General features: G+C 60.5%; 19 protein-coding genes, 1 tRNA gene and 1 pseudogene. 18 read left to right on the top strand and 3 right to left on the bottom strand.

From position 1 onward, the window contains the following. Nucleotides 1-48: 48 nt before the first annotated feature. Nucleotides 49-141, top strand: a tRNA-Ser gene (locus HGA39_06125). 78 nt (nucleotides 142-219) lie between these two features. Here HGA39_06125 and HGA39_06120 read toward each other — a convergent pair. Beyond that, the gene (locus HGA39_06120; GenBank protein ID NTW28924.1) at nucleotides 220-1,149 is read right to left on the bottom strand and encodes a polysaccharide deacetylase family protein; all 930 of its coding nucleotides are present in this window, start codon (nucleotides 1,147-1,149) and stop codon (nucleotides 220-222) included. Nucleotides 1,150-1,332: 183 nt separating this feature from the next. Here HGA39_06120 and HGA39_06115 point away from each other — a divergent pair, with 183 nt between their 5' ends. The 8 genes and pseudogenes from HGA39_06115 to HGA39_06080 all read left to right on the top strand — a co-directional run bounded on the left by HGA39_06115 (nucleotide 1,333) and on the right by HGA39_06080 (nucleotide 11,145). Then, nucleotides 1,333-2,514, top strand: coding sequence for an HD domain-containing protein (locus HGA39_06115; GenBank protein NTW28923.1), 1,182 nt, complete (start codon nucleotides 1,333-1,335; stop codon nucleotides 2,512-2,514). A 27-nt stretch (nucleotides 2,515-2,541) separates the two neighbouring features. Then, nucleotides 2,542-2,964 (top strand): annotated as a pseudogene (locus HGA39_06110) (PAS domain-containing protein). A gap of 558 nt (nucleotides 2,965-3,522) precedes the next feature. Further along, on the top strand, nucleotides 3,523-3,801 hold the full coding sequence (locus HGA39_06105; protein NTW28922.1) for a peptidylprolyl isomerase: 279 nt from the start codon (nucleotides 3,523-3,525) through the stop codon (nucleotides 3,799-3,801). A 36-nt stretch (nucleotides 3,802-3,837) separates the two neighbouring features. Then, nucleotides 3,838-5,034 (top strand): aminoacetone oxidase family FAD-binding enzyme, encoded by a 1,197-nt coding sequence (locus HGA39_06100; protein NTW28921.1) that lies wholly within the window; start codon nucleotides 3,838-3,840, stop codon nucleotides 5,032-5,034. After that, the gene (locus HGA39_06095; GenBank protein NTW28920.1) at nucleotides 5,031-6,650 is read left to right on the top strand and encodes an FAD-dependent oxidoreductase; all 1,620 of its coding nucleotides are present in this window, start codon (nucleotides 5,031-5,033) and stop codon (nucleotides 6,648-6,650) included. Before HGA39_06100 ends, HGA39_06095 begins: the two co-directional genes overlap by 4 nt. Nucleotides 6,651-6,730: 80 nt before the next feature. After that, a complete protein-coding gene (locus HGA39_06090; protein NTW28919.1) occupies nucleotides 6,731-7,381 on the top strand; it encodes a hypothetical protein in 651 nt (216 codons plus the stop codon). 189 nt (nucleotides 7,382-7,570) lie between these two features. Beyond that, nucleotides 7,571-9,106, top strand: a complete 1,536-nt coding sequence (locus tag HGA39_06085; protein NTW28918.1) for a SpoIIE family protein phosphatase — start codon at nucleotides 7,571-7,573, stop codon at nucleotides 9,104-9,106. A 71-nt stretch (nucleotides 9,107-9,177) separates the two neighbouring features. After that, nucleotides 9,178-11,145 carry a potassium transporter KefB gene (locus tag HGA39_06080; protein ID NTW28917.1) on the top strand — a complete coding sequence of 656 codons (1,968 nt, stop codon included), beginning with the start codon at nucleotides 9,178-9,180 and terminating at the stop codon, nucleotides 11,143-11,145. A gap of 64 nt (nucleotides 11,146-11,209) precedes the next feature. Here the strand turns inward: HGA39_06080 and HGA39_06075 are convergent, their stop codons facing one another. Next, nucleotides 11,210-11,953 (bottom strand): hypothetical protein, encoded by a 744-nt coding sequence (locus HGA39_06075; protein NTW28916.1) that lies wholly within the window; start codon nucleotides 11,951-11,953, stop codon nucleotides 11,210-11,212. 129 nt (nucleotides 11,954-12,082) lie between these two features. After that, nucleotides 12,083-13,549 carry a citrate/2-methylcitrate synthase gene (locus tag HGA39_06070; GenBank protein ID NTW28915.1) on the bottom strand — a complete coding sequence of 489 codons (1,467 nt, stop codon included), beginning with the start codon at nucleotides 13,547-13,549 and terminating at the stop codon, nucleotides 12,083-12,085. A gap of 418 nt (nucleotides 13,550-13,967) precedes the next feature. Here HGA39_06070 and HGA39_06065 point away from each other — a divergent pair, with 418 nt between their 5' ends. From HGA39_06065 to HGA39_06025, 9 genes are all read left to right on the top strand, one after another. Continuing rightward, nucleotides 13,968-14,180 (top strand): hypothetical protein, encoded by a 213-nt coding sequence (locus HGA39_06065; GenBank protein ID NTW28914.1) that lies wholly within the window; start codon nucleotides 13,968-13,970, stop codon nucleotides 14,178-14,180. A gap of 242 nt (nucleotides 14,181-14,422) precedes the next feature. Continuing rightward, nucleotides 14,423-15,853, top strand: a complete 1,431-nt coding sequence (locus HGA39_06060; protein NTW28913.1) for an MFS transporter — start codon at nucleotides 14,423-14,425, stop codon at nucleotides 15,851-15,853. Between the two features lie 406 nt (nucleotides 15,854-16,259). Further along, nucleotides 16,260-16,646 carry a GntR family transcriptional regulator gene (locus tag HGA39_06055; protein NTW28912.1) on the top strand — a complete coding sequence of 129 codons (387 nt, stop codon included), beginning with the start codon at nucleotides 16,260-16,262 and terminating at the stop codon, nucleotides 16,644-16,646. Next, nucleotides 16,637-17,497: an ABC transporter ATP-binding protein gene (locus tag HGA39_06050; protein NTW28911.1), complete on the top strand. Its 861-nt coding sequence runs from the start codon at nucleotides 16,637-16,639 to the stop codon at nucleotides 17,495-17,497. The genes HGA39_06055 and HGA39_06050 overlap by 10 nt, the downstream gene beginning before the upstream one ends. Continuing rightward, the gene (locus HGA39_06045) at nucleotides 17,494-18,117 is read left to right on the top strand and encodes an ABC-2 transporter permease (GenBank protein ID NTW28910.1); all 624 of its coding nucleotides are present in this window, start codon (nucleotides 17,494-17,496) and stop codon (nucleotides 18,115-18,117) included. The genes HGA39_06050 and HGA39_06045 overlap by 4 nt, the downstream gene beginning before the upstream one ends. 541 nt (nucleotides 18,118-18,658) lie before the next feature. Beyond that, entirely contained in the window at nucleotides 18,659-19,273 is a 615-nt protein-coding gene (locus HGA39_06040; GenBank protein ID NTW28909.1) for a transcriptional regulator, read from the top strand. Continuing rightward, nucleotides 19,270-20,193 (top strand): nucleotidyl transferase AbiEii/AbiGii toxin family protein, encoded by a 924-nt coding sequence (locus tag HGA39_06035; protein ID NTW28908.1) that lies wholly within the window; start codon nucleotides 19,270-19,272, stop codon nucleotides 20,191-20,193. The genes HGA39_06040 and HGA39_06035 overlap by 4 nt, the downstream gene beginning before the upstream one ends. A 703-nt stretch (nucleotides 20,194-20,896) precedes the next feature. Beyond that, nucleotides 20,897-21,346 (top strand): DUF488 domain-containing protein, encoded by a 450-nt coding sequence (locus HGA39_06030; GenBank protein NTW28907.1) that lies wholly within the window; start codon nucleotides 20,897-20,899, stop codon nucleotides 21,344-21,346. Nucleotides 21,347-21,587: 241 nt separating this feature from the next. Next, on the top strand, nucleotides 21,588-22,115 hold the full coding sequence (locus HGA39_06025; protein NTW28906.1) for a hypothetical protein: 528 nt from the start codon (nucleotides 21,588-21,590) through the stop codon (nucleotides 22,113-22,115). The last annotated feature ends 38 nt before the right edge of the window (nucleotides 22,116-22,153 follow it).

Here is a 22,153-nt window from a genome sequence, read left to right as displayed (position 1 = left end):
GCTCGTTATACTCGCGGTTGCGCCGTTTCGAGATTTGCCGGCGCACACGGAGAGCTGGCCGAGTGGCTTAAGGCGCACGACTGGAAATCGTGTATGCGGCGTCAAACCGTATCTAGGGTTCAAATCCCTAGCTCTCCGCCACAGAGACGCTGACGAGGGTGGTTCGCCGACGGGCGACCACCCTCATTTCTCCAAATGGGGACAACTTCGAACGCGCCTCTACTCGCCGAGAACCCCGAAGCCGTAACCCTGTGTGCGCAGTCCCGCGATCGCTCGGTCAAGCGCCGCCGTGTCGCTTGATGAGACGCCGTGGAGTAGATAAATTGCGCCGGGGTGGCTGCCGGTCAGGATGCGGTCGACTGTGACGTCAACCGAGGGCTGGTCATCCACGACCCAGTCGCGGTGCGCGAAACTCCAGAACACCGTCTCGTAGCCGAGAGACTGAGTGATCCAGAGTGACAGCGGGCTGTACTCGCCCATCGGCGGCCTGAAGACATTTGCCATCTGCCCACCCGTGACCTCGGTGAATGCCGCCTCAGTCTTGGTGAACTGCGCCTTGAACGCCGCCGTGTCGCCTGCAAGTGTCGGCATCGAGGGGTGGGTTGAACTGTGATTCCCTACCACGTGGCCCTCGGCAACCATTCGTCGCACCAGATCGGGGTTCGCGCGAATGAAGGATTCGGTGACGAAGAAGGTGGCCTTCACATTGTTGCGTGCTAGCGCGTCGAGGATCTTGGGCGTGAGCCCGTTTTCATATCCCTCGTCAAACGTCAGGTAGACCGATTGCGCGTTGGGGCCAACGTAGATGCCCCCGTACGCCGGGAGCAGGGTAGCGGCTTCCGAAGCGACTGCGGGCACCTTGTGTGTGGTGACCGGCATGAAGTACCACGCGCGCGTCTTGTTGTCGGTGGGAGCGGGGGTGACGGGTGGAGTGGGGACGGGCGCCGGAACTGGTGCAGGCTGTGGTGCGGGCTCCGGAGCGGGCTCAGGGGTCTTGGTCGGTTCGGGGATGGGGGAGACAGTGGGCTCGACCGAGGTGGAGGGGAGAGGCTGCTTCTGTGCGGTTGGCTGCGACCGCGCACAGCCGAGTGTCACTGTCGCGACCAGGCAAGCTGCCACTGTTAGAATCGCGATGGGGCGGATGAGCACAAGCCCTCCAATCGACGTTTCGCGACATCAGCATATCCAACGTGAGTGGAGCGAGAGAGTGCTTCGCTCGTATCGTTCCCCACTGGTTACAGAGGCTTCAGTCGCTGATGTTCTCGCTTGCGTCCGAAAGGGAATCAACATCCATGAAGTGGGTGGGGCGGTCCACAAGAAGAAGTCGATTCCATGATTCTTGCCAGCCTAATCGAGAACACCGGCCTGATCGTGCTGCTCGTCGTAGCCGAGCAGTGGATCATGAGGTCTTGGCCCGACAGGGGCGTACTCAGAAACGCACTCTGTGGCGTGGTCTACGGCAGCATCGGGATGGTTGCCATGTCGGATCCGTTGGTGCTTGCACCCGGCTTCATCTTCGACGGCCGATCGGTGATCCTTGCGGCAGCCGGCATGTTCGGGGGACCCTGGGTCGCACTGATCGCGGTCATCATGTGCGGTGCGTTTCGAATTTGGCTTGGCGGCGTCGGCGTGGCGGTAGGAATCTTCGTCATTGTTGAGTCGGCCGCTCTCGGTACGCTCTTCTACTTCCTGCGCCGCCGAGGCCACGACGTAATGCGGCCTGCTCACATCCTTGTCTTGGGTCTCACAGTGCATGTGATCATGCTTGGCGCACTGGCGGTGGGACTAGGAGAGGCTGGAATCGAAGCGGTCGCCCGCCTCTGGTTGCCCCTGATCACCCTGTTCCCTCTCGCACTGCTGTTGATCGCACGACTGGTGCTCGACCAGGAAGATCGCGATCGGATGCAAGAGTCGCTCAGGAAGCGTGCGCAGGAACTCGCTAGGTCGTCCGAAGCGCTCATGACCGTCGTAGACGGCATGGTCGAGATCCGCGATCCCTACACTGCGGGGCACCAGCGCAACGTCGCGCACCTGGCCGAGGCGATCGCCCAAGAGCTGGGTTTGCCTGCCGAAGAGGTGCGCGAGATCAGAACCGCCGCCCTTCTTCACGACATCGGGAAGATCGCCGTTCCGGCGGAACTGCTGTCGCGGCCGCGTAACCTGATTGCTGTCGAACGCAAGATGATCGAGGAGCACTCGGAGATAGGATACCGCCTCGTTACGTCGGCCGGAATGGGCGAAAGTATCGCGCAGATGGTGTATCAACACCAGGAGCGCTGCAATGGTTCCGGCTACCCGCGGGGTCTCACCAGCGACGAGATCCTCCTCGGCGCGAAAGTGCTCATGGTCGCCGACGTTGTTGAGGCGATGTCGTCCCACCGCCCGTACCGTGCGGCGCTCGGGGTCGATGCCGCGCTACAGGAGATTTCTGAGGGTGCCGGGGTACTCTACGACCAAGCGGTATGCGATGCATGCTTGAAGGTGTTCCTTGCAAGCGGTAGTTTGTTTGAGTAGTGGTGAAAGCCGTCCGATTGCGGGCGGATCACCTGTAAAGAGTCGAGGCTGGCCGTGAGCTCAGAGCGCGTGGCGCGGGCACCGGGGCGCGACAATACAGTACCAAGGGACTTCTATCTCACGCTCCTGCAAGAGTTCCCCGCGCTTATCTGGCGCGCGAACACCGATGGTCAGTGCGACTGGTTCAACACCGCATGGCTGGAGTTCACCGGCCGCACCCTTGAACAGGAGTACGGCGATGGCTGGGCCGAGAGCGTCTATTCAGAAGACCTCGGCCAGTGCGTCTCGATCTGGCGAGAGAGCTTCGCACAGCACGCGGCGTTCGTCATGGAGTACCGCATGCGGCGCCACGATGGCGTCTTTCGATGGATCCGCGATTTCGGTCGGCCGTTCTACGGGCCCGAGGCGGAGTTTCTCGGCTACATCGGGGCGTGCTACGACATCACCGACATGCGCGTCCTTGCCGAGCAACTCGATCATCTCGCGAACCACGATGTGCTCACCGGCTTGCCCAACCGTCGGGCGTTTTCCGCCGAAATCGAACGCGCGATAGCGTTAGCGCGGCGAGGCGCGGATTCGACCGTCCTGTTTGCCGATGTCGACCGATTCAAGGCCTGTAACGACCAATTTGGCCACGAGTTCGGTGATGAGATGCTGTGCAATATAGGACAGGCTATGAAGTCGGCGGTGCGGGAAGTGGACATGGTCGCGCGGGTGGGCGGCGACGAATTCGGTGTCGTGCTTCACGACCAGGCGCCGCCGGCCGTCGAAGAAGTCGTGAAGCGCCTCAGGGCTGCTGTGGTGGCCACAGGGAATGCCAACGGATGCGTCGTCGATTTGAGCATCGGCGCGGCCAGAGTGACCGCTTCTGCCGACGTGAGCACGATCCTGAGCGAGGCCGACTGCAACATGTACGCCGAGAAACGCTCTCACCTGAATGATGTGGTGTAGCGCAAGAGGGCGATTCCGTAGACAATCCCTAGTACTGCAATCGAGATAGGAGACACCATGGCTACTGCGTGCGCCCGCCACATCCTTGTGGCAACCGAGGAACAAGCACTCGATCTCAAGCGCCAGATCGAAGAAGGCGCGGATTTCGCCGAGCTGGCCCGCCAATTCTCAAGCTGTCCGTCAGGCAGGAAAGGCGGCGATCTTGGCACATTTCGTCCGGGTCAGATGGTGAGCGAGTTTGATCAGGTCTGTTTCAACGATGAAGTCGGCGTTGTTCACGGTCCGGTCAAGACGCAGTTCGGTTACCACCTGATCGAGGTTACCGACCGCAGCTAGAAGACGTTGACGAAACAGACGGTCAAGAGAGGCACGATGCGCGAGCCGAGGGTCGTCATCGTCGGTGGCGGAGCAGCCGGGCTGGCAGCCGCTCTAGCTGCGGCGCGCGCAGGCGTTGCCGTCACGCTTCTTGAGGGAGGCGCCCGTGTCGGGAGGAAGATCCTCGCCAGCGGCAATGGGCGCTGCAACCTCACGAACGTCTCGGCGGCGCCTGTGGCGTACAACCATCCCGATTTCGTCGGGCCGATTCTCGCCATGCTTCCCTGCGAGGGCGTGCGCTCCTTCTTCGGCGGCATGGGCCTTCTCACCTACGCCGACGAGGAAGGGCGCGTCTACCCCACGACAAACAGCGCCAACTCCGTCCTTGACGTGATGCGGCTCGAATGCGCGCGTCTCGGCGTGGAGGAGCGCTGCGGCTTCGAGGTTGCGTCCGTCTCGGCGACGGATGATCCGGCGGGCTTCGAGGTGTCCGGCCGAGACGGCGAGACGGTTCACGCAGACGCGGTGGTTGTCGCCACCGGCGGCGGCTGTGACTCGCTTCTTGCCGGTGTGGGCCACGAGCTCGTGACATGCGCACCGGTTCTCGGGCCGATCAAAACGGACGCGGAGCCCATCCGCGGACTCTCCGGCATTCGCGTGAGGTGTGCGGCGAGCCTCCTCTCGGGCGCCGGCGAGCCCCTCGCGGCCGAGCGAGGTGAGCTACTGTTCCGCGAGTACGGCGTGAGCGGCATCATGATCTTCGACCTCTCCCGCTATCTGGAGAAGGGATGCGTTCTCTCGATCGACTTGTTCCCGGACGTCGCATCCGATGAGTTTCAGACACTGATCGCCGAGCGGTGTTGCGTCCTTCCGTGGCGGACCGCCGAGACATTCTTCGACGGCATGCTTCACAGCCCAGTGGCGCGCGCCGTCTTGCGTGCTGCGCGAATCGACCCGAGGATACCGGTCGTGGAGTTACCTCAGGCGCGACTTGCCGAGCTGCTCAAAGACTTCCGTCTTGCGGTCATCGGCACGGGAGATGCCAAGCAGGCGCAAGTCACCCGAGGAGGCGCGTCGGTCGCGCAGTTCGATCCGGCCACGATGGAATCGCGCCTCGTGAGCGGACTCTTCGCCGCAGGCGAGGTGCTCGACATCGACGGCAGTTGTGGCGGCTTCAACCTGCACTGGGCCTGGGCGTCCGGCATCGCCGCAGGGGAGGGCGCCGCGCGCTTCGCTACGGGAGGCTCGGCGTGATCGAGATACGCAACCTCGAACTCCCGCTTTCGGCGGGAGGCCCGTCGGGTGAAGGCGGGCTGAGGTGCGCGGCCGCGAAGCGCCTGGGCGTCGACGTGGGGCAGATAGAGTCGATGCGCTTGCTGAAGCGATCCGTTGATGCCCGACGCCGGAGCAACGTTCACTTCGTGATGACGCTCGGAGTGACGCTCGGCGCCGACGAGGCGGCCGTTGTGCGTCGCGTGGACGACGCGGATGTTTTCGTCGCCGCGCCGGAATCGCCGTCAGTCGTCGTGCGACTCGAGGTTGCCCCCAAGGTGCGGCCCGTCGTCGTGGGCACAGGCCCCGCGGGGCTGTTCGCGGCGCTCCTTCTCGCGCGCTCCGGCGCGCGGCCGCTTGTGCTCGAGCGCGGCGCGGCCGTCGACGGGCGCATTCGCGCGGTGAGCGCTTTCGTCCGCGACGGCGTGCTCGACCCGGAGTCGAACATCCAGTTTGGCGAAGGCGGCGCCGGGACCTTCTCGGACGGAAAGCTCACCACCAACACCCATAACCCCCGCTGCCGCAGCGTTCTCGAAGCTTTCGTTCAGGCGGGTGCCGCCGAGGAGATACTCTGGCAGGCCAAGCCGCACATCGGCACGGACCATCTCACCGGTGCGATCCGGCGGGTGCGGGAGGAGATCGAGTCGCTCGGCGGCGAAGTGCGCTTTGGGACGCGCCTGTGCGACCTGGTCCTCGACGGTGACAGCGCGCTTCGCGCCGTGGTGACCGAGAGTGAGCGAGGCCGAGAGGAGATCGCAGCCGAGGTGCTCATCCTGGCGACAGGCCACAGCGCGCGCGACACCTTTGAGATGCTCCACAGCCGCGGCGCGAACCTTGCGCAGAAGCCGTTCTCCATCGGCGTCCGGATCGAGCACGACCAGCAGATGGTCAATCGCGCGCAATACGGTTCGGCGGCCGAGAACCCCGAGCTCGGTGCGGCGGACTACAAGCTCTCGTGCCACCTGCCGTCCGGACGCTCGGTCTACACGTTCTGCATGTGTCCCGGCGGCGAGGTTGTCGCGGCGGCAAGCGAGCCCGGAGGCGTGGTCACGAACGGCATGAGCCGGTTCGCCCGCGATGGGGTGAACTCGAACGCGGCCTTTCTGGTGAACGTGACGCCTCCGGATTTCCGAGACGATCACCCATTGGCGGGGATACGGTTTCAGCGGCAGTGGGAGCAAGCCGCGTTCGAGCTCGGCGGGCGCGACTACCGCGCGCCGGCGCAGCTTCTCGGCGACTTCCTACCGGGCACGATCTCCTCCGCGGCGGGCGGTGTGCAGCCGACGTATCCTCTGGGCGTGCGCTACGCGGATCTCTCGCAGTGCCTGCCGGAGTTCGTCGTCTCCGCGCTGCGTGAGGCAGCGCCACTGTTCGATCGGCGTCTGCGAGGTTTCGCGACGGCCGACGCGGTGCTTACGGGAGTGGAGACGCGCTCGTCCTCACCGGTGCGCGTGCTACGAGATGACTCGCTGCAGTCGAATCTGCGCGGCGTCTATCCCTGCGGGGAAGGCGCCGGTTACGCGGGCGGGATCATGTCAGCCGCAGTGGACGGCCTGCGTTGCGCCGAAGCCGTCCTCGCAGGCTACGAGATCGGGTAATGTTGCACTATTTGAACTCCCTCGTTTGCTATGATTGTGGCGTCTCGACATCGTTATGAATGAACCGTGAAGGGGGCACCGTGAAGACTCGCTGGGCACTGGTGTTGATGCTGCTCGTAGGCACCTTACTCGTGGGATGCTCGTCGTCGTCGGGCTCCAACTCCAAGGGTGCCGCCGATTCCGGTTCCGCTCAGCAGGTCACGAGCCACAAGTACGACGTCATGAAGCTTGACGCGAATGCCGAGAAGGCCAAAGCACTGATGCCGGCATTGATTGAGAGTCACATCGCAGGCAAGATCAAGAACAGCGCCGTCGCGGGCACAGAGTATGTGGACGTCCGTGGCGTCGAGCCAACCTTCGTGGGGTACGAGGTAGTCGCATGGGAGGCGAAGGGAGATGCGGACGTCGAGTACGTTGAAGTTCCGTATCTCAATGGGCACATCGCGGTTGGGCTTGCGTCCCCGGAGACTGAACTGAGCAAGGCGCCCTCGGTATCCACGTACAACAAGGCAAACGTGCGTCCGATGCCCGCCTCACCCAGTGAGGGAGAACAGGCAGCCGTGAAGGCGGCCAGAGAGAAGCTCGACAAGCTCTTTCCTGATCGGAAATGGACGTATGGTGTGAAGCAGTACCTGTTCCTGTACGACAAGGGCGGGACCGGCATGGTGATGGGCACAACGCTCGAGGGCAAACTGGGTATCTATAGCCAAGCGGTCACACTGGCCAAGTAGGAGTATCCACGGCTACGGACTCGGTCGGCGTGCGGCCGTGCGCAGCTGGTTCGTGACTCCGAGGCTTGAGGCGCTGAGAATCCCACGTATCTCAGGGTGGTGCCATCTTCCAGAGTCCCTGGCCCAAACCACGCACGGGCTTCGGACACAGTCAGCCGAACAGGTATTCTTTGGGGGCATCGCCGTAGGATGACAGGCACACGAAGCACACGAAACGCATCTCTCATCCGCGCAGTGCTTCCGGCGGCAACTCTTGTGGCCGGCTTTGCCATCTTGTATCCCATCAGCCGTGGAAACTACCTGCTCTTTCACGCGCTGGTCGAGTCATTCTCTGTGGTTGTTGCTGCCGGCATCTTCATCGTCGCCTGGAATACGCGCTTTGTGTCTGCCAATCGCTATCTGCTGGCTATCGGCATGACGTACTTGTTTGTGGCGAGCATCGCGATGCTGCATGCCTTCGCATACAAAGGCATGGGCATCTTCCCGCAGGGCGGATCGAATCTGCCGACACAGCTGTGGATAATCGAGCGCGTGCTGGCGGCGTTGGGGTTTCTAACCGCGGGCATATCCCTGCGAAGAGCGATATCCGTGCAGGGCGTATTCATCTTGTTTGGCGGGCTGACGTCCCTTGCGCTAGCAAGCATCTGGATCGTGCCGGTCTTCCCCACGATGTACGTGGACGGTGCGGGACTCACGACTGCGAAGGTAGTCTCGGAGTACGTGATCATGGTGATGTTTGCCGGTGCCTTCGCACTGCTGTGGCGAGACAGATCTCGTTTTGAGCCTCGCGTTGCCCGCATGCTCCTTCTGGCCATCGCCCTCATGATTGCCGCAGATGCTGCTTTTACGCTCTACGTTGACGTCTTTGGGCTGCTGAACTTCGTCGGACATTACCTGGTGCTCATCTCGTTCGTGGTTATCTACCGCGTGCTCATCTACACGGTGCTTCGTGAGCCGTACGCTCTCCTGTTCCGAGAGATTAAGCGCCGGGAGGAGGCGGAGCACGGGATAGCGGAACAGCTCCAAAACGCCATCTTGTCCGTGCCTGATCGTGTCGGCGGCATCGAGATCGAGCACGCGCATGTCTCGGCGACAGAAGGGGTTCGCGTGGGCGGGGACTTCTGGGACGTGTTCTCTCCGGCGCCGGGACTCGTCGCTTTCATCTTGGGCGATATCTGCGGTAAAGGGATCGAAGCCGTGGCTTCCAACGTTGTGGTCCGAGCCACGCTGCGAAACCTCGCCTATCAAGACTCCAGTCCGTGTGTTGTGTTGGCTCGGGCCAATGACGCGGTGGGCCGACAGCTAACGGATGACAAGTTCGCAACCGTCATATATGGCGTGATCGATGTTGAGACGGGGGCGATCACCATTGCCAGCGCAGGCCATCCCGTCCCAGTTCTGTGCATCGGAGGCGTGCCGACGGTGCTCGAAATGCCGATAAACCCGCCACTCGGCGTAATACGGGACTATGAATTCAGTGCGGCCGTATGCGCACTTGGAGACACGAGTGATCTCGTATTCTTCAGCGATGGATTGATAGAGGCGGGCTGCAAGACTGAGATGTTCGGAATCGACCGAGTATTAAGCCACCTTGAGTCCGCCGAATGCCGCATGCGGGGAAAGACCGCGCAGATGCTCCTCGAGAGTTGTCTTGCGCATGCAGGTGGCAGAGTCGATGACGATGTCGCGATAGTGGTGCTGCGTCTCGAAGCAGCTGGTGTCTGACCGCGTGAACGCGCGGTCGGATCTGTGCGCGATAGGGTTCCCATGCGTGGTATGAGTCGGGTGAAGACCTCATGGAACTGCTGTCCGGCATAACGATCATAATCATCATCGCGGTGGTGGCTGCCCTTGTCTGCCACAAGCTCGGCATCCCATCGATCGTCGGGTTTCTCCTAACGGGTGTCGTTGCAGGTCCCCATGTTCTTGGGGTGGTTCGCGCAGCAGAACAGATCAAGGACCTCTCCGAAATTGGCGTGGTGTTGCTGCTCTTCGTAATCGGCCTTGAGCTCTCTGTGAGCGGGCTGATGGCAACACGGCGCCAGTTCTTGGTGGGCGGGTCGATCCAACTGTTCGGAACTGCTGTCGTCGTAGGGGTCGCGACGTATTTGATTCTCGATGCAACCCTGGCGCAGAGCGGGTTCCTCGGCGCAGTTGTGGCGTTGAGTTCGACAGCGATTGTGCTTCGGCTCCTGCAGGAACGCGCCGAGTTGGAAAGCCCGCACGGACGCATGGTGCTGGGCACGCTCATCTATCAGGACATCGCGGTTGTGCCGCTGATGCTGGTGGCACCACTGCTCGCGGGTGCGGCTGGGACGGCATCATCGTCTAGCGTGGCTGTGCTGTTGATTCGCATCGTAGCCGTCGGTCTCGGCGCGTGGATAGCGTATCGCTGGGTTGTGCCATGGCTGCTGTTTCAGATCGCGCGTACACACAGTCGGGAAGCGTTTCTGCTCGGCGTGCTTGCCATCTGTGCCACGATCGCACTACTGACTCAGGAAGCGGGGTTGTCGCTCGCGTTGGGAGCGTTTCTCGCAGGGCTGATCATTTCCGAGTCGGAATACTCGCACCAGGCAGTTGGAGTTATTCTGCCTTTTCGTGATGTGTTCATGTGCCTGTTCTTCGTCTCAGTTGGAATGCAGCTCGATGTGGCCTACCTGTTGCAGCACCCGGGGCTCATCGTGGCGCTGACGCTCGGTGTTCTGGTCATCAAGCCGCTTATCGGAGCCGTGGCGGCGATTGCATCCGGGCTGCCATTGAGGAATGCTGTTCTTGCGGGCATGGCGCTGGGGCAGATAGGGGAGTTCTCTCTTGTGGCGACGCAGGCGGGGGTTGCGTCAGGGCTTCTCGGCGGCGAGCTTTTTCAGATCGTGCTCGATACGGTTGTGCTAAGTATGCTTGCCGCGCCGCTACTCTTCGCGCTGGCTCCGCGCACTGCCGAGACGCTGCAGCGCATGCCGTGGACGAGCAGGTTGCGGTCGGGGTTCGGAGCATCACTAGCCGCCTCTGCACACAACTACGCTCGGCACATCGTGATCGTTGGTTTCGGCGTGACCGGGAAGAACGTCGCCCGTGCAGCGATCGAGGCAGGGGTCGACTACGCTGCGATCGACATCAGTGCCGAGACGGTTCGTTCCGAACGCCGAGCCGGCATGCACCTCCACTATGGAGACGCGACCACGGATGCGATTCTCCATTATGTCAACGCCGAGAAGGCCCTGGTTGTGGTCGTGGCGGTCAATGACCCGGCGGCCGCGCGACGTATCACGGAGCTATCGCGCCGCATCGCCCCAAACGCCTTCATACTTGTCCGCAGCCGCTACCTCACGGAAATCGAGGCTCTGCACATCTTGGGGGCAGACGAAGTCATAGCGGACGAGCTTGAAGTCTCCATCGAGATATTCTCTCGCGTGCTGGCTCGTTGCCTGGTACCGCGCGAAGAGATCGAAAGCTTCGTCGATGATGTGCGCGCCGAATGGCGCGACATGGCCCGCAGCCTGTCGCCGGCGGCGACCGCCGTACACGACTTGCGTGTCGAGATCCCTGACCTCGCGACGTACTCGTTCCGACTGACTGTGACTTCGCCGCTTGCGGGTTTGACTATCGCCGAGAGTGGGCTTCGCGTTGGCCACGGTGTCACTGTGCTTGCCGTCAAGCGCGGTAACGAGTCGATAGGTAACCCGGTGGGCGCCACCAACCTTGAGATCGGTGACGTGCTCTTCGTCATCGGTCCGCGGGAATGGGATCCGGGAAGCGTGTCATGAGGTGCCGAGGCACTTCATAGTGCACCGGGATCGAAGGTGAGATCCAGTGGGATTCCCGATTCTTCTACTTTGTCTTCTTGGGATACGGCAACTCGAATGCATCTGCGGGGATCTTCGCGTCTAGCTCAAACTCATTTATGGTGAACTGGCTTTCGACCAACTCACTCACGGGCACCTTCTTGCTGTTGGTCCGCATGACGATCTTCGCTATCTGATTGTTCTTTGTGTATACCTTCATATCGTAGAGATAGAACTGTTGCGAAGCGCCCTCGATGTCCCAGAGTTTATCTGCGGTGTACGTGAACACCGTGTAGCCGTCTTCCTCGACACCCGACCCAGGCGTCCAACCTGGGGGTCCGTTGAAAGTCCACTGCTGCTTCTCGGCCCGTGTGTAGGCGAGCTCTGAGAGTTTGTCCTCTGGCCGACAGTAGTAGACGACAGAGCCGTCCGGGCTGATCATATGGATTCGGACTGCACCGTACTTTGCTATGCTGTCCGCCTTCTCTGCTGGGTAGTACCACGTCAAACGATAGCGACCGTTCTCGTCGAACCAGAATTCCACCTTCTCGTCAGGCTGACTCCCGCTGTGGAAGGTCGCAAATCCGTGTTTGGTCTTAGCTGAGTAGAAATTCTCGATCGCCTTCGTGGGAGAATCTGCGGAGGGAAGCTGTCCGCCGGCATCCGATTTGGTGCCGCTCTCCTTCTCCCCCGAATCGCAGGAGACGAGTGCGCCGAGCAGGGCAAGCACTGCCAGTATGGCAAGCCCCACTATCACGTACCGGCGTGTCATCTGCTGTCGAGTGGTCATGGAGGCTCTCCCTTAGATGCGTCCGGCTTCCCAGGATGGTCGGCTACGGCGTTGATTTGGCGAGATCCTCCCGCTCAGATTCCAAAGTACCAGCCCACTGCCAGTGCGGCAATGCGGCAATGCGCAAGGCTAGCGATCCCCGATCGGCACGTAGGGCTGTGCCGGGAGCACACTCTGGTACGCGGGGCGGATGATCTTGCCGCCGTTGCCCAGTTCCTCGAGCCGGTGTGCGCTCCATCCCACAATGCGCGAGATCGCGAACAGTGGCGTATAGAGTTCAGTCGGGATATCGAGCATTCGGTAGACGAAGCCGGAATAGAAGTCGACGTTGATGCAAACCCCTTTGTGCGACGCATGCTTCTCAGCGACAACGAGTGGGGCGATTCGCGCAACCCGCGAGTGCAATTCAAAGTCCTCGGTGTAGCCCTTCGCCAGGGCAAGCTGTTCCGCATAGCCCTCAAGAATGGTGGCTCGGGGATCGGAGACAGTGTACACAGGGTGGCCCAGTCCATAGATCAAGCCACTCTTGTCGAACGCCTCCTTGTCCAGCACGCGGCGCAGGTAGTCGGTGATCTGCCGGTCGTCCTTCCAGTCGGAGACCACCGTCTTGAGGTCGTCAAACATCTGCACCACTTTGAGGTTCGCACCGCCGTGCCGAGGACCCTTGAGCGATCCGAGAGAGGCGGCGATTGCCGAATATGTGTCTGTTCCTGTGGATGAGACGACGTGGGTGGTAAACGACGAGTTGTTACCGCCCCCATGCTCGGCATGCAGCACCAGCATCCGGTCCAGAACCGTCGCCTCGAGTTGGGTGAAAGTGCTGTCGGGGCGGAGCATATGCAGGAAGTTCTCCGCAGTCGAGTAGTGGGACTCAGGCCGATGAATTACAAGGCTCTTGCCGGAGAACTCCTCGAGGTAAGCCTGATAGGCATAGACCGCAATCATGGGGAGCTTCGCGATCAAGTGCAGACTCTGTCGCAGAACGTTCTGGATCGAGGCGTCGTCGGCCTTTGCGTCGAGCGTGTACAGGCCGAGCACGCTTCGCATCATGGCGTTCATGATGTCTCGGCTCGGCATGCGCAGGATGTCATCGTGAATGAACGACCGCGGGATCTTGCGCATACCGGACAAGTACGTGTCGAACGCATTCAATTCCGCCCGGTTGGGGAGTTTGCCGAACAGAATGAGGTAGGCGGTTTCCTCAAAACCCGGTCGGTCGTCCTTGGCGAGACCGTCAACGAGCTCAGTGATCATGATTCCGCGGTAGAGAAGCCGTCCGGGTACCGGAACTGACGCATCGCCGCTGGCGGGAGTGTTGACAACATCGCCTATGCACGTGAGTCCAGCAAGGACTCCCTTACCATTCTGATCGCGCAGTCCGCGTTTGACGTCGTATTTCTCGTACAGAGCAGGATCGAGGAAGCTGCTTCTCTCCGCCTTCTCTGTCCAGACGGCGAGAAGTGCGTCTCGATCCTGCGGGATCTCGTCCTCCAGTTCGTGCTCGGTAGTCCTTGCAGTCTTGGGGGTCGCACCGAGGACCTTGGCGAGCTGCTCGCCGAGTAGCCTGAGACGTCCATGTGGTCGTCCTACGGTCATAGAGTCTGCCTCCGTATGGCCACTGATGGTTCTGGTGATTACCAGAAAGCGCTGAAGATGACGGCGCCGATTCAAGAGAAACACTAGCACAAGATTCGACGAATCCAGTTTGTGCCTGATCGCGGAAGGGGCAGCGAGCCGCATGTGAATTTCGCTGCAATACTCGTGACGACTGTGAGTGTGCAGCGAAGACCGGGGGAGCGGCGTGGCTGAACGATCCATTCGGCGGGATGCTCGGCGAGTTCGGGTGACAACGTGATCTGCCAGAATCCGGCCGGAGCAAAGATCACGGTGGCGGATGTCTTCACCGCTGGCAGTGACAGCATGAAAGCGGACGACAAGCTGACGTTCGACAGCGAGCTCCGGCTTGTGAGGACATCATGGTAGCGACTGCGGCCGAACGCGATATGATGCTCGCATGAATACACCCCCCAACTCGACTGGGCCTGAGGTAGGCAAGCCTCCAGCTCGCATGGGATGCGGCGGCTGCTTCTCGGTCGTAGCCGGGGTCGGACTCGTGGTGGTGGGCATTCCGCTGCTGATACTCCCCGGGCCGGGCATTGGGGCAATAGCGGCCGGGCTGGGCCTGATTGCTGTAGGACTAGGCGTGAGTCCCAAGACGAAGCGGTAAGGGGACCTCGTCGGCCGGAATGCTGCCGATGACCTGGTCCACGTCGGCGGACATGGGAGTCACCGCAATGCCTTCCGGAGGGTCGCCCGAGAACCCGGCGTTCGGCAGGCACCCAGACTAGGTGTCTTGTGACCATCCATATTCATATCCCACAGGCCTTGGGCCACTGGGTCTTCAGCCAATCGCTGGTATCATAGACTGAGGCGGTAGGACACCGCCTGTCTTGCCGAGAAGGAATCCGCATGAACCAAGTAGCAGCTGTCACTGAGTCTAGCCGACCTCAACCCAAAGTGCCGCCGGGGGCATGGTGGATCCTCGCGTCGGTTGCCGCCGGGAATTTCATGTCCGCGCTCGATTGCAGCGTTGTGAACGTGGTCTGGCCGGTCATTGGAGAGGCGTTCCACGCCAGCGTTGCGTCCATCGAGTGGGTCGTCATCATCTACCTGCTCGTGGTCAGCGGCACACTGCTCATGTTCGGTCGTATCGGCGACATGTTCGGTCACAAGAAGATGTACATGACAGGTTTTTGCCTGTTCGTGCTCGGCTCGGTCTTGTGCGGTCTGTCTCCCAACGCATATGTGTTGGTTGGCTTTCGCGGGTTCCAGGCGCTCGGTGCCGCCATGCTCTTCGCTTCTTCGCCGGCTATCACGACGTCGAACTTCCCGCCGAGCATGCGCGGCAGGGTGCTGGGGACGCAGGGGACGTTCACGTACTTGGGGCTCACTATGGGACCACCGATCGGCGCCTTCCTGGCCGCTCGCTTCGGGTGGCAGGCGATCTTCTACGTTAACGTACCTGTGGGTATCACGGCATTGCTGCTTGCGTGGCGTTTCATCCCTGCGGGTGGGGGATCCGGAGCTCGCGAACGCTTCGATGTACCTGGTGCTGCTACGTTCTTCGTCGGTCTGGTCGCGCTTGTTCTCGCGCTCAACATGGGATCTCAGTGGGGATGGACCTCGACGGGGGTGCTCGTGCTCCTCGCGGTCGCTGTGGGGCTTCTTGCAGCGTTCATCTTGCTGGAGCGGCGCCGGACCCACCCTCTTGTGGATCTGTCGCTGTTTCGCAACCGGACCTTCTCGGCATCGACGCTCACAGCGGTGCTCAACTACGTGTGTGTCTACACGGTGATCTTTCTCATGCCGTCCTATCTGCAGCATGCACGTGCTCTGTCGCTCTCTCAAGCGGGTGCATTGCTGATGGTGATGCCGCTCGTGATGGCGATCATGACGCGGTTTGCGGGTTCACTGTCAGACCGCATCGGCACGCGAACGCCTTCAGTCGCCGGCATGGTTGTGCTGGCCGTCAGCCTTCTCGCGTTCGGCTTGCTCGGCCCGACGGTGCCGATACCCCTTTTGGTGCTGGTTCTGGCGCTGATGGGGTTTGGGATCGGCATCTTCGTCTCGCCGAACAATAGCGCGCTTCTGGGCTCCTCGCCGTTGAATCGGCGAGGTATCGCGTCCGGCATCCTCGCCGAGGCGCGAAACGTGGGCATGGTGCTGGGAGTTGCGCTTGCGGGCAGCGTGTTCACGAGCGTGTTGCACGGAACCAGTCCAGGGGCCAACACAGCGACCTTCCATGCGGTGTCGGCTGGCTTCTTCGTCGCGGCAGGTGTTGCCGTGGCAGGTGCAGTGACCGCGGGCATGACGCAGCGGTATCCGCGGCCGGTGAAGTAGGCAAGCCCCGATTGCCCCACCCGCACCTCCTCGCTAAACGGCGAAGTCGCCGCTCTCGCACGCGCGAGGGTGTGTCACCGCGGAGGGGTGGCAGAGTGGTTGAATGCGGCGGTCTTGAGAACCATCGATCGGGCCTCTGAGCTGGGGTTTGGCTCGTTTCGCGCAGACGCGACATTTCCACTTTTCGGCCGGTCGTGAGGCCTCTTCCGGCCTATCGGCCTGATAGCGATCACCAGAGCTCATGCTGGCGGATCGCATCCCAAACCCGCAGCGAGAAACTGCGCTGGCACGGTTCCAATGGCGCCGCGTTGTCATTCCGCCCGGGACCGCAGCGTGCTCTTGCGAGGCTCTCGGTCGACTGCTATAGTGTATATAGCGTATATATACACTATTGATTTGGCGATACATGGATATCATCATCAGTGGGTCGAGTGGCAAGCCCATCTACGAGCAGATCAGTTCGCAGATCAAGGGCCTGATCCTGAGTGGCGTCCTCGAGGAGGGCGAGGCGCTGCCGTCCATGCGCCTATTGGCGAAGGAGTTGCGCATAAGCGTCATCACCACCAAACGCGCCTACGAGGACCTGGAGCGTGATGGCTTCATCGAGACCGTGACGGGCAAAGGGAGCTTCGTTGCCGGCGGCAATCTCGAGCTGATGCGGGAGGAGCGTTTGCGTGCCGCAGAGAGTCATCTGCAGCAGGCGGTGGACGTTGCGGTTTCGAGTGGAATCAGTCGCGAAGAACTTCGCGAGATGTTCGATGCGTTGTGCGGAGAGGAAGACCGGTGGAACTGAGTCTGCAGGTGGATCATCTGACCAAGAATTACGATGGGTTCAAGCTCGAGGACGTGAGCTTTCAGCTGCCAAAGGGCAGCATCATGGGGTTTGTCGGCGAGAATGGCGCAGGCAAGACGACGACCATCAAACTCATCCTGAACCTGATCGGGAGGGATGCCGGCAGTGTTCGCATCCTCGGGCTCGACAACATCGAGGGCGAGCGGCAGGCCAAGTCCCAGCTTGGCGTCGTTCTCGACGAGAGCGGGTTCCATGACACGTTAAGGCCGTCCGACATCTCGCGGATCCTTGCCGGCGTGTTCGGCAACTGGGATGAGGTCGAGTTCGGCCGTTTGCTGGACCAGTTCCGGTTACCGAAGGGGAAGACCGTCAAGGAGTATTCCAGGGGCATGAAGATGAAACTCTCCATCGCGGCGGCACTCGCACATGATCCGCGGCTGCTCATTCTCGACGAGCCCACGAGTGGCTTGGACCCAGTCGCACGCAGCGAGATACTCGACATCTTCCTCGAATTCATCCAGAACGAGGAGAACTCGATCCTCTTCTCTTCGCACATCACGACAGACCTCGAGAAGATCGCCGACTACGTCACCTTCATCAGCAACGGTCGTGTGGTGCTGAGTTCGTCGAAGGACGATCTTACGGAAGGCTACGGTGTGCTGCACTGTGGCCTCGCCGATTTCGAGCGGGTAGACGCCTCCGATATCATCGGGTACCGGAAGAACCGTTTCGGATACGATGTGCTTCTCGCCGGAGGAGGCCTTTCCCGCAGCAAGTACGCGGACTTCGCGATCGATGATGCGAGTATCGAAGACGTCATGGTGTTCTACGCGAGGGGAGCGGAGCGGTGAAAGGACTCATTTTCAAGGACTTGTTCGCCTCACGCCGCATGCTGCGCACGGCGCTGTACATGACAGCATTCTTTCTCATCTATGCGCTCATGATGCACAGCGCGACCTACATATCGGCGATGGCAATGATGTTCCTCGCGATGCTTCCGATCTCCTCGTTTGCTCAGGACGACCTGGCGAGATGGAACGCCTACGCAGTCTCGCTGCCCGTGACGAGGACACAGATCGTGCTCGCAAAGTACGTGCTTGCGATTCTGCTCGCACTGCTCGGCGGGGTGATCGGGCTTGCAATGATGTTTGCGGCCCCAATGCTGGGGGACCAGACGGGACTTCAGGAGCGTCTCATGACCGTATGGGCCATCCTACTGGTGGCGCTGCTGTTCATGAGCGTGATGATCCCGCTCATCTACCGGTTCAGCGTCGAGAAGAGCCGCGTGATGCTGATCGCTGTTCTTGCGGTCCCGACGCTGGCAGTCTATCTTCTCAACTCCGCAGGCGTGCCCATGCCGACGGAGGCGACGATCGTCACGCTCCTGCGTTTCTCGCCGTTCATCCTCGCCCTGATCCTTGCCGGCTCAGCTGCGATTTCCTGCCGGATATTCGCCGCGAAAGAGCTGTAGCGCGTCAGCTCGATAGCGGGGCGTCACCGAATCGCGGTCCGTTTGAGAATCCTGTCTTGCTTCGGAAGGTTAGTTGGATACGGGTTCGGCCAGCACTTGGACGCAAGGATCGCCTGGTAGCTATTCGCCCGGCATGCAGTCCAAGCCTCGGAACTGGTGTTCGCGTATCCCTTGGCCTTCCTGACGCACCTGTCTGACAACGCGGGATGACGTCGAAATAGAATCTAGAGTGTGAATCCGTACCGGGTAGGGATCCCGCCTAGTGTTTCGATTGCCCCACCCGCACCTCCTCGCTATACTGCGAAGTCGCCGCTCTCGCACGCGCGAGGGTGTGTCACCGCGGAGAGGTGGCAGAGTGGTTGAATGCGGCGGTCTCGAAAACCATCGATCGGGCCTCTGAGCTGGGGTTTCGATTCAGCCAAGCGCCCCCATGCGGGCGAAGAGGCCCTAATCGTCCCAAAGTCAGTTTGAGTGTGGACTCATTTCCATCGGTGGGACAAAATATGCAACATCTAGCGCCAGTTGTTGTACTATATGTCCCATGAGAGAGCCGACTGACACCGCAATCAAAGTAGCCGAGGGCATCTTCGCGAGCCACGGTGGAGTCATGCGCACAGGTGAGGCATTCGAAGCGGGGATACATCGGCGGACGTTCTACTGGATGCGCGAGCACGGCAAGCTGGAAGCGCTCAGCAGGGGTGTTTATGTTCTCGCATCCGCCTCACTCCCAGAGAGCCCAGATGTGGCAGCCATCATGCGACGTGTCCCCAAGGCGGTGCTATGCCTGGTAAGCGCGCTCGATTTCCATGATATCGGGACTCAGATACCGAGTGCTGTGCAGATAGCGCTATCGAGGAATGTCAGGCCTCCCAAGATCGATCATCCGCGAGTGCAGGTATTCAACATGAACGCGCAGGCTCTGCAAGCGGGCGTTGAGACGCACTCGGTGGCAGGCACGGAGGTCCACGTGTTCAGTGTTGCCAAGACAGTTGCGGATTGCTTCAAGTACCGCAACAGGATTGGCCTAGACGTTGCGCTGGAAGCGCTTCAGGAAGTGGTGAGGAAGAAGATGGCTACCCCGGCCGAGATCATGGGGTTCGCACGAGTGGATAAGGTGCAAACCGTGGTCGAACCCTATCTGCAGGCACTCCTGTGACCGCGCGACATCCTTCAGACCTGTCCACCTCGATTCGAGCGCGTCTAAAGAACAAGGCTGACGAAATCGGGCTCGATTTCAACCAGGCCCTTCAGTACTACGCGATGGAACGCTTCCTCTATCGCCTATCGAAGACCCAGTGGGCTGACCGCCTGATTGTGAAAGGGGCGGCCATGCTGCGAGTGTGGGACGGCGCCGTCGCTCGGCCCACTCGAGACATAGACTTCTTGGGACGCATCGACAACTCGCCAGAAGCTGTCACGGAAGTGATTCGCGAGTGCCTCGCCATTGAGGTAGCCGATGGCATGGAGTTCTCATCGGCTGTCGACGCTATGCCGATTACCGTGGAGGACAGATACCCAGGGGTGCGCGCGACAATTGAGGGAACTCTATCTGGTGCGCGCATTCGTCTCCAGCTTGACATCGGAATCGATGACTTGGCTGTGCCAGAACCCGGATGGGTGAACTACCCGACGCTGCTCGATATGGACGCCCCGCGCATCCTCGCATACCAGCCGTCCACGGCAGTGGCCGAGAAGTTCGAGACGATGATCAGCAAAGGCCTGCTCAATAGCCGAGTGAAGGACTATTACGACATCTGGATGCTGGCGAACTCCGTTCCATTCAAGGGCGAGGATCTGCACGCGAGCCTTGTGGCGACATTCGGGCAACGTGGGACCGCGTTGCCTACGACTCGGCCGGAGGAGCTGGGGATTGAATGCACCGGTCGGTCGGAGGTGCAGGCCCAGTGGGCGGTGTTCGTGAAGAAGGTCGGTCTCACAGCTGATGCTACGCCGCCTAGTCTTGCAGAGGCCGTCGATCTCATCGCGGCGTTTGTCATGCCAGTTGCTGCTGCCGCTGCGGCCGAGAAGCCCTTCGACGGTGTGTGGGTGCGAACTGAAGGGTGGTCGGCGTCGTGATGGAGACGAGTCTCGGTGTCCGGCCCCAGAAGCGGTCTTCGCACGAAATCAATGATAGTAGGGAACCAAGGTGACTACCGGCGAGTGGGTACTTCTCTCAGTAGGGCCGCTGATCGCGATATCTTCTCCTTGGCTTGTGAGGGGACATTTTCCAAAGGCAGAAGGTCGTCGCAGAAGAGCAATCATTGCTGTATACGTCATTATCGGAATCTGCTGGACCGTGTTTCTGGGCTTGACTGTCTGGGGGCGGCACCGCTAGCTAACAGGCTGGGCACTTATGAAATGATCAGTTTCTGTCCCAGCCATCTCGCCGCGACTGGAGATGGTGGTGAGTCAGCAGCGGTTTTGATTGCCCCACCCGCACCTCCTCGCTATACTGCGAAGTCGCCGCTCTCGCACGCGCGAGGGTGTGTCACCGCGGAGAGGTGGCAGAGTGGTTGAATGCGGCGGTCTCGAAAACCATCGATCGGGCCTCTGAGCTGGGGTTTTGATTCATTTTGGCGCTCTCAATGATGACTTAAAGGAGCCCCGACCGCCCTCAAGTCAGTCGTTGCCAGGGCTGCTCCAGCGGCACGTCGACGTTGTCGCTGCAGGCCAATCACCGCATACTCGCATAGTCCAAACCACGAACCTTTCTGGTACTCTTGCCCTGAGCGCTGGTCGCTTCCCATTGACGCCGCAGATACAGCTGGGGGTGGATCATATGACGCCACTATGCACGATCGGATATGAGGGATTCACCGTTGAGCAATGGGTCGAACGGCTCAGGGTTCAGCGCATTCAAGTGGTGGTAGACGTGCGTGAGATGCCAATCAGTAGAAAGAGAGGCTTCTCAAAGTCCCGGCTCGCTGAGTTACTGCGGGCGAACGGAATTGAGTACGTACACCTTCGCGCCCTCGGCAATCCGAAACCGCAGAGGGAGAGGCTCAAATCTGGCTGGGCATTCGAGGAATTCGCCGTAGAGTTCAAACGGAGTCTCAAGGATCGGCCGGATGCACTGGAGCAACTGAGATCGCTGGCTGCCGACAGCCGAGTCTGTCTCGTATGCTTCGAAGAGGACCCTGCATCCTGTCACAGAAGCATCATCGCGGAATCGATCGTTCCTCTTCTGCCGGGCTATGAAGTTAGGCATCTTCGCTATGGGCGAGCGTAGACGCATCGTCGTCACCGTAAAGACGTATCCGAATCCAAGCACCAGGTACGAGGAGACCGTCTGTACTGCCGGAGTTGATGTTGATCGCCAACAGTTCGTGCGTCTCTACCCTGTGAGATTCAGGGACTTACCATACTCACAGTGGTTCAAGAAGTGGCATGTCATCGAGGCTGACGTGACACACAAAGCAGCGGACTGTCGTCGGGACACCTATACTCCTGTGTCCGAGAGCATCAAGACCGTGGATGCCTTCTACAAAGGAGGCAAGAAGGACAAGCCAGACTGGGTGCGGCGAGACCAGCTCATACTGCCCATGGCCAGCACGATGGAGCATCTGCAGGTGCGCGCGGACAAGTTCGAAGGGTCGATCGGGCTTGTGCGAGTTGCCGACGACGCAGAGTTCTACCTGCAATCTGATGCTGCGACATGGAGCGACAAACAGTTGGCCATTATGAACCAGGAGAGTCTGTTTGAGACGTCCAAGAAGCCGTTGCAGAAAGTGCCTTGGACGTTCAGATACAAGTTCAGATGCGCAGATAATCCTGACTGCACGGGGCATGATTTGCAGGTATTCGATTGGGAACCGTATGAGTTGTATCGAGGGCAGTTAGCTAAGTGGGGATCCGAAAAAGCGAAGAACGACGTGCTCGACAAGTACAACGAACAAATGGGGCCGAAGAAGAGGAATGTGCATCTCTTTGTGGGCACAACCATCACCCACCCGACGCAATTCTCGTGCATAGGGATCTACTCGCCGCCCTTCAAGTAGGGCGTTGCGTATTCGTACCGATTTGACGTGGAGTGGGT

Source organism: Coriobacteriia bacterium, from assembly GCA_013336165.1.
In the GTDB taxonomy this organism is placed as follows: Bacteria; Actinomycetota; Coriobacteriia; order Anaerosomatales; family JAAXUF01; genus JAAXUF01.
The sequence above is the reverse complement of the archived record's forward strand: the minus strand, read 5'-3'. Positions and strand labels throughout refer to the sequence as shown.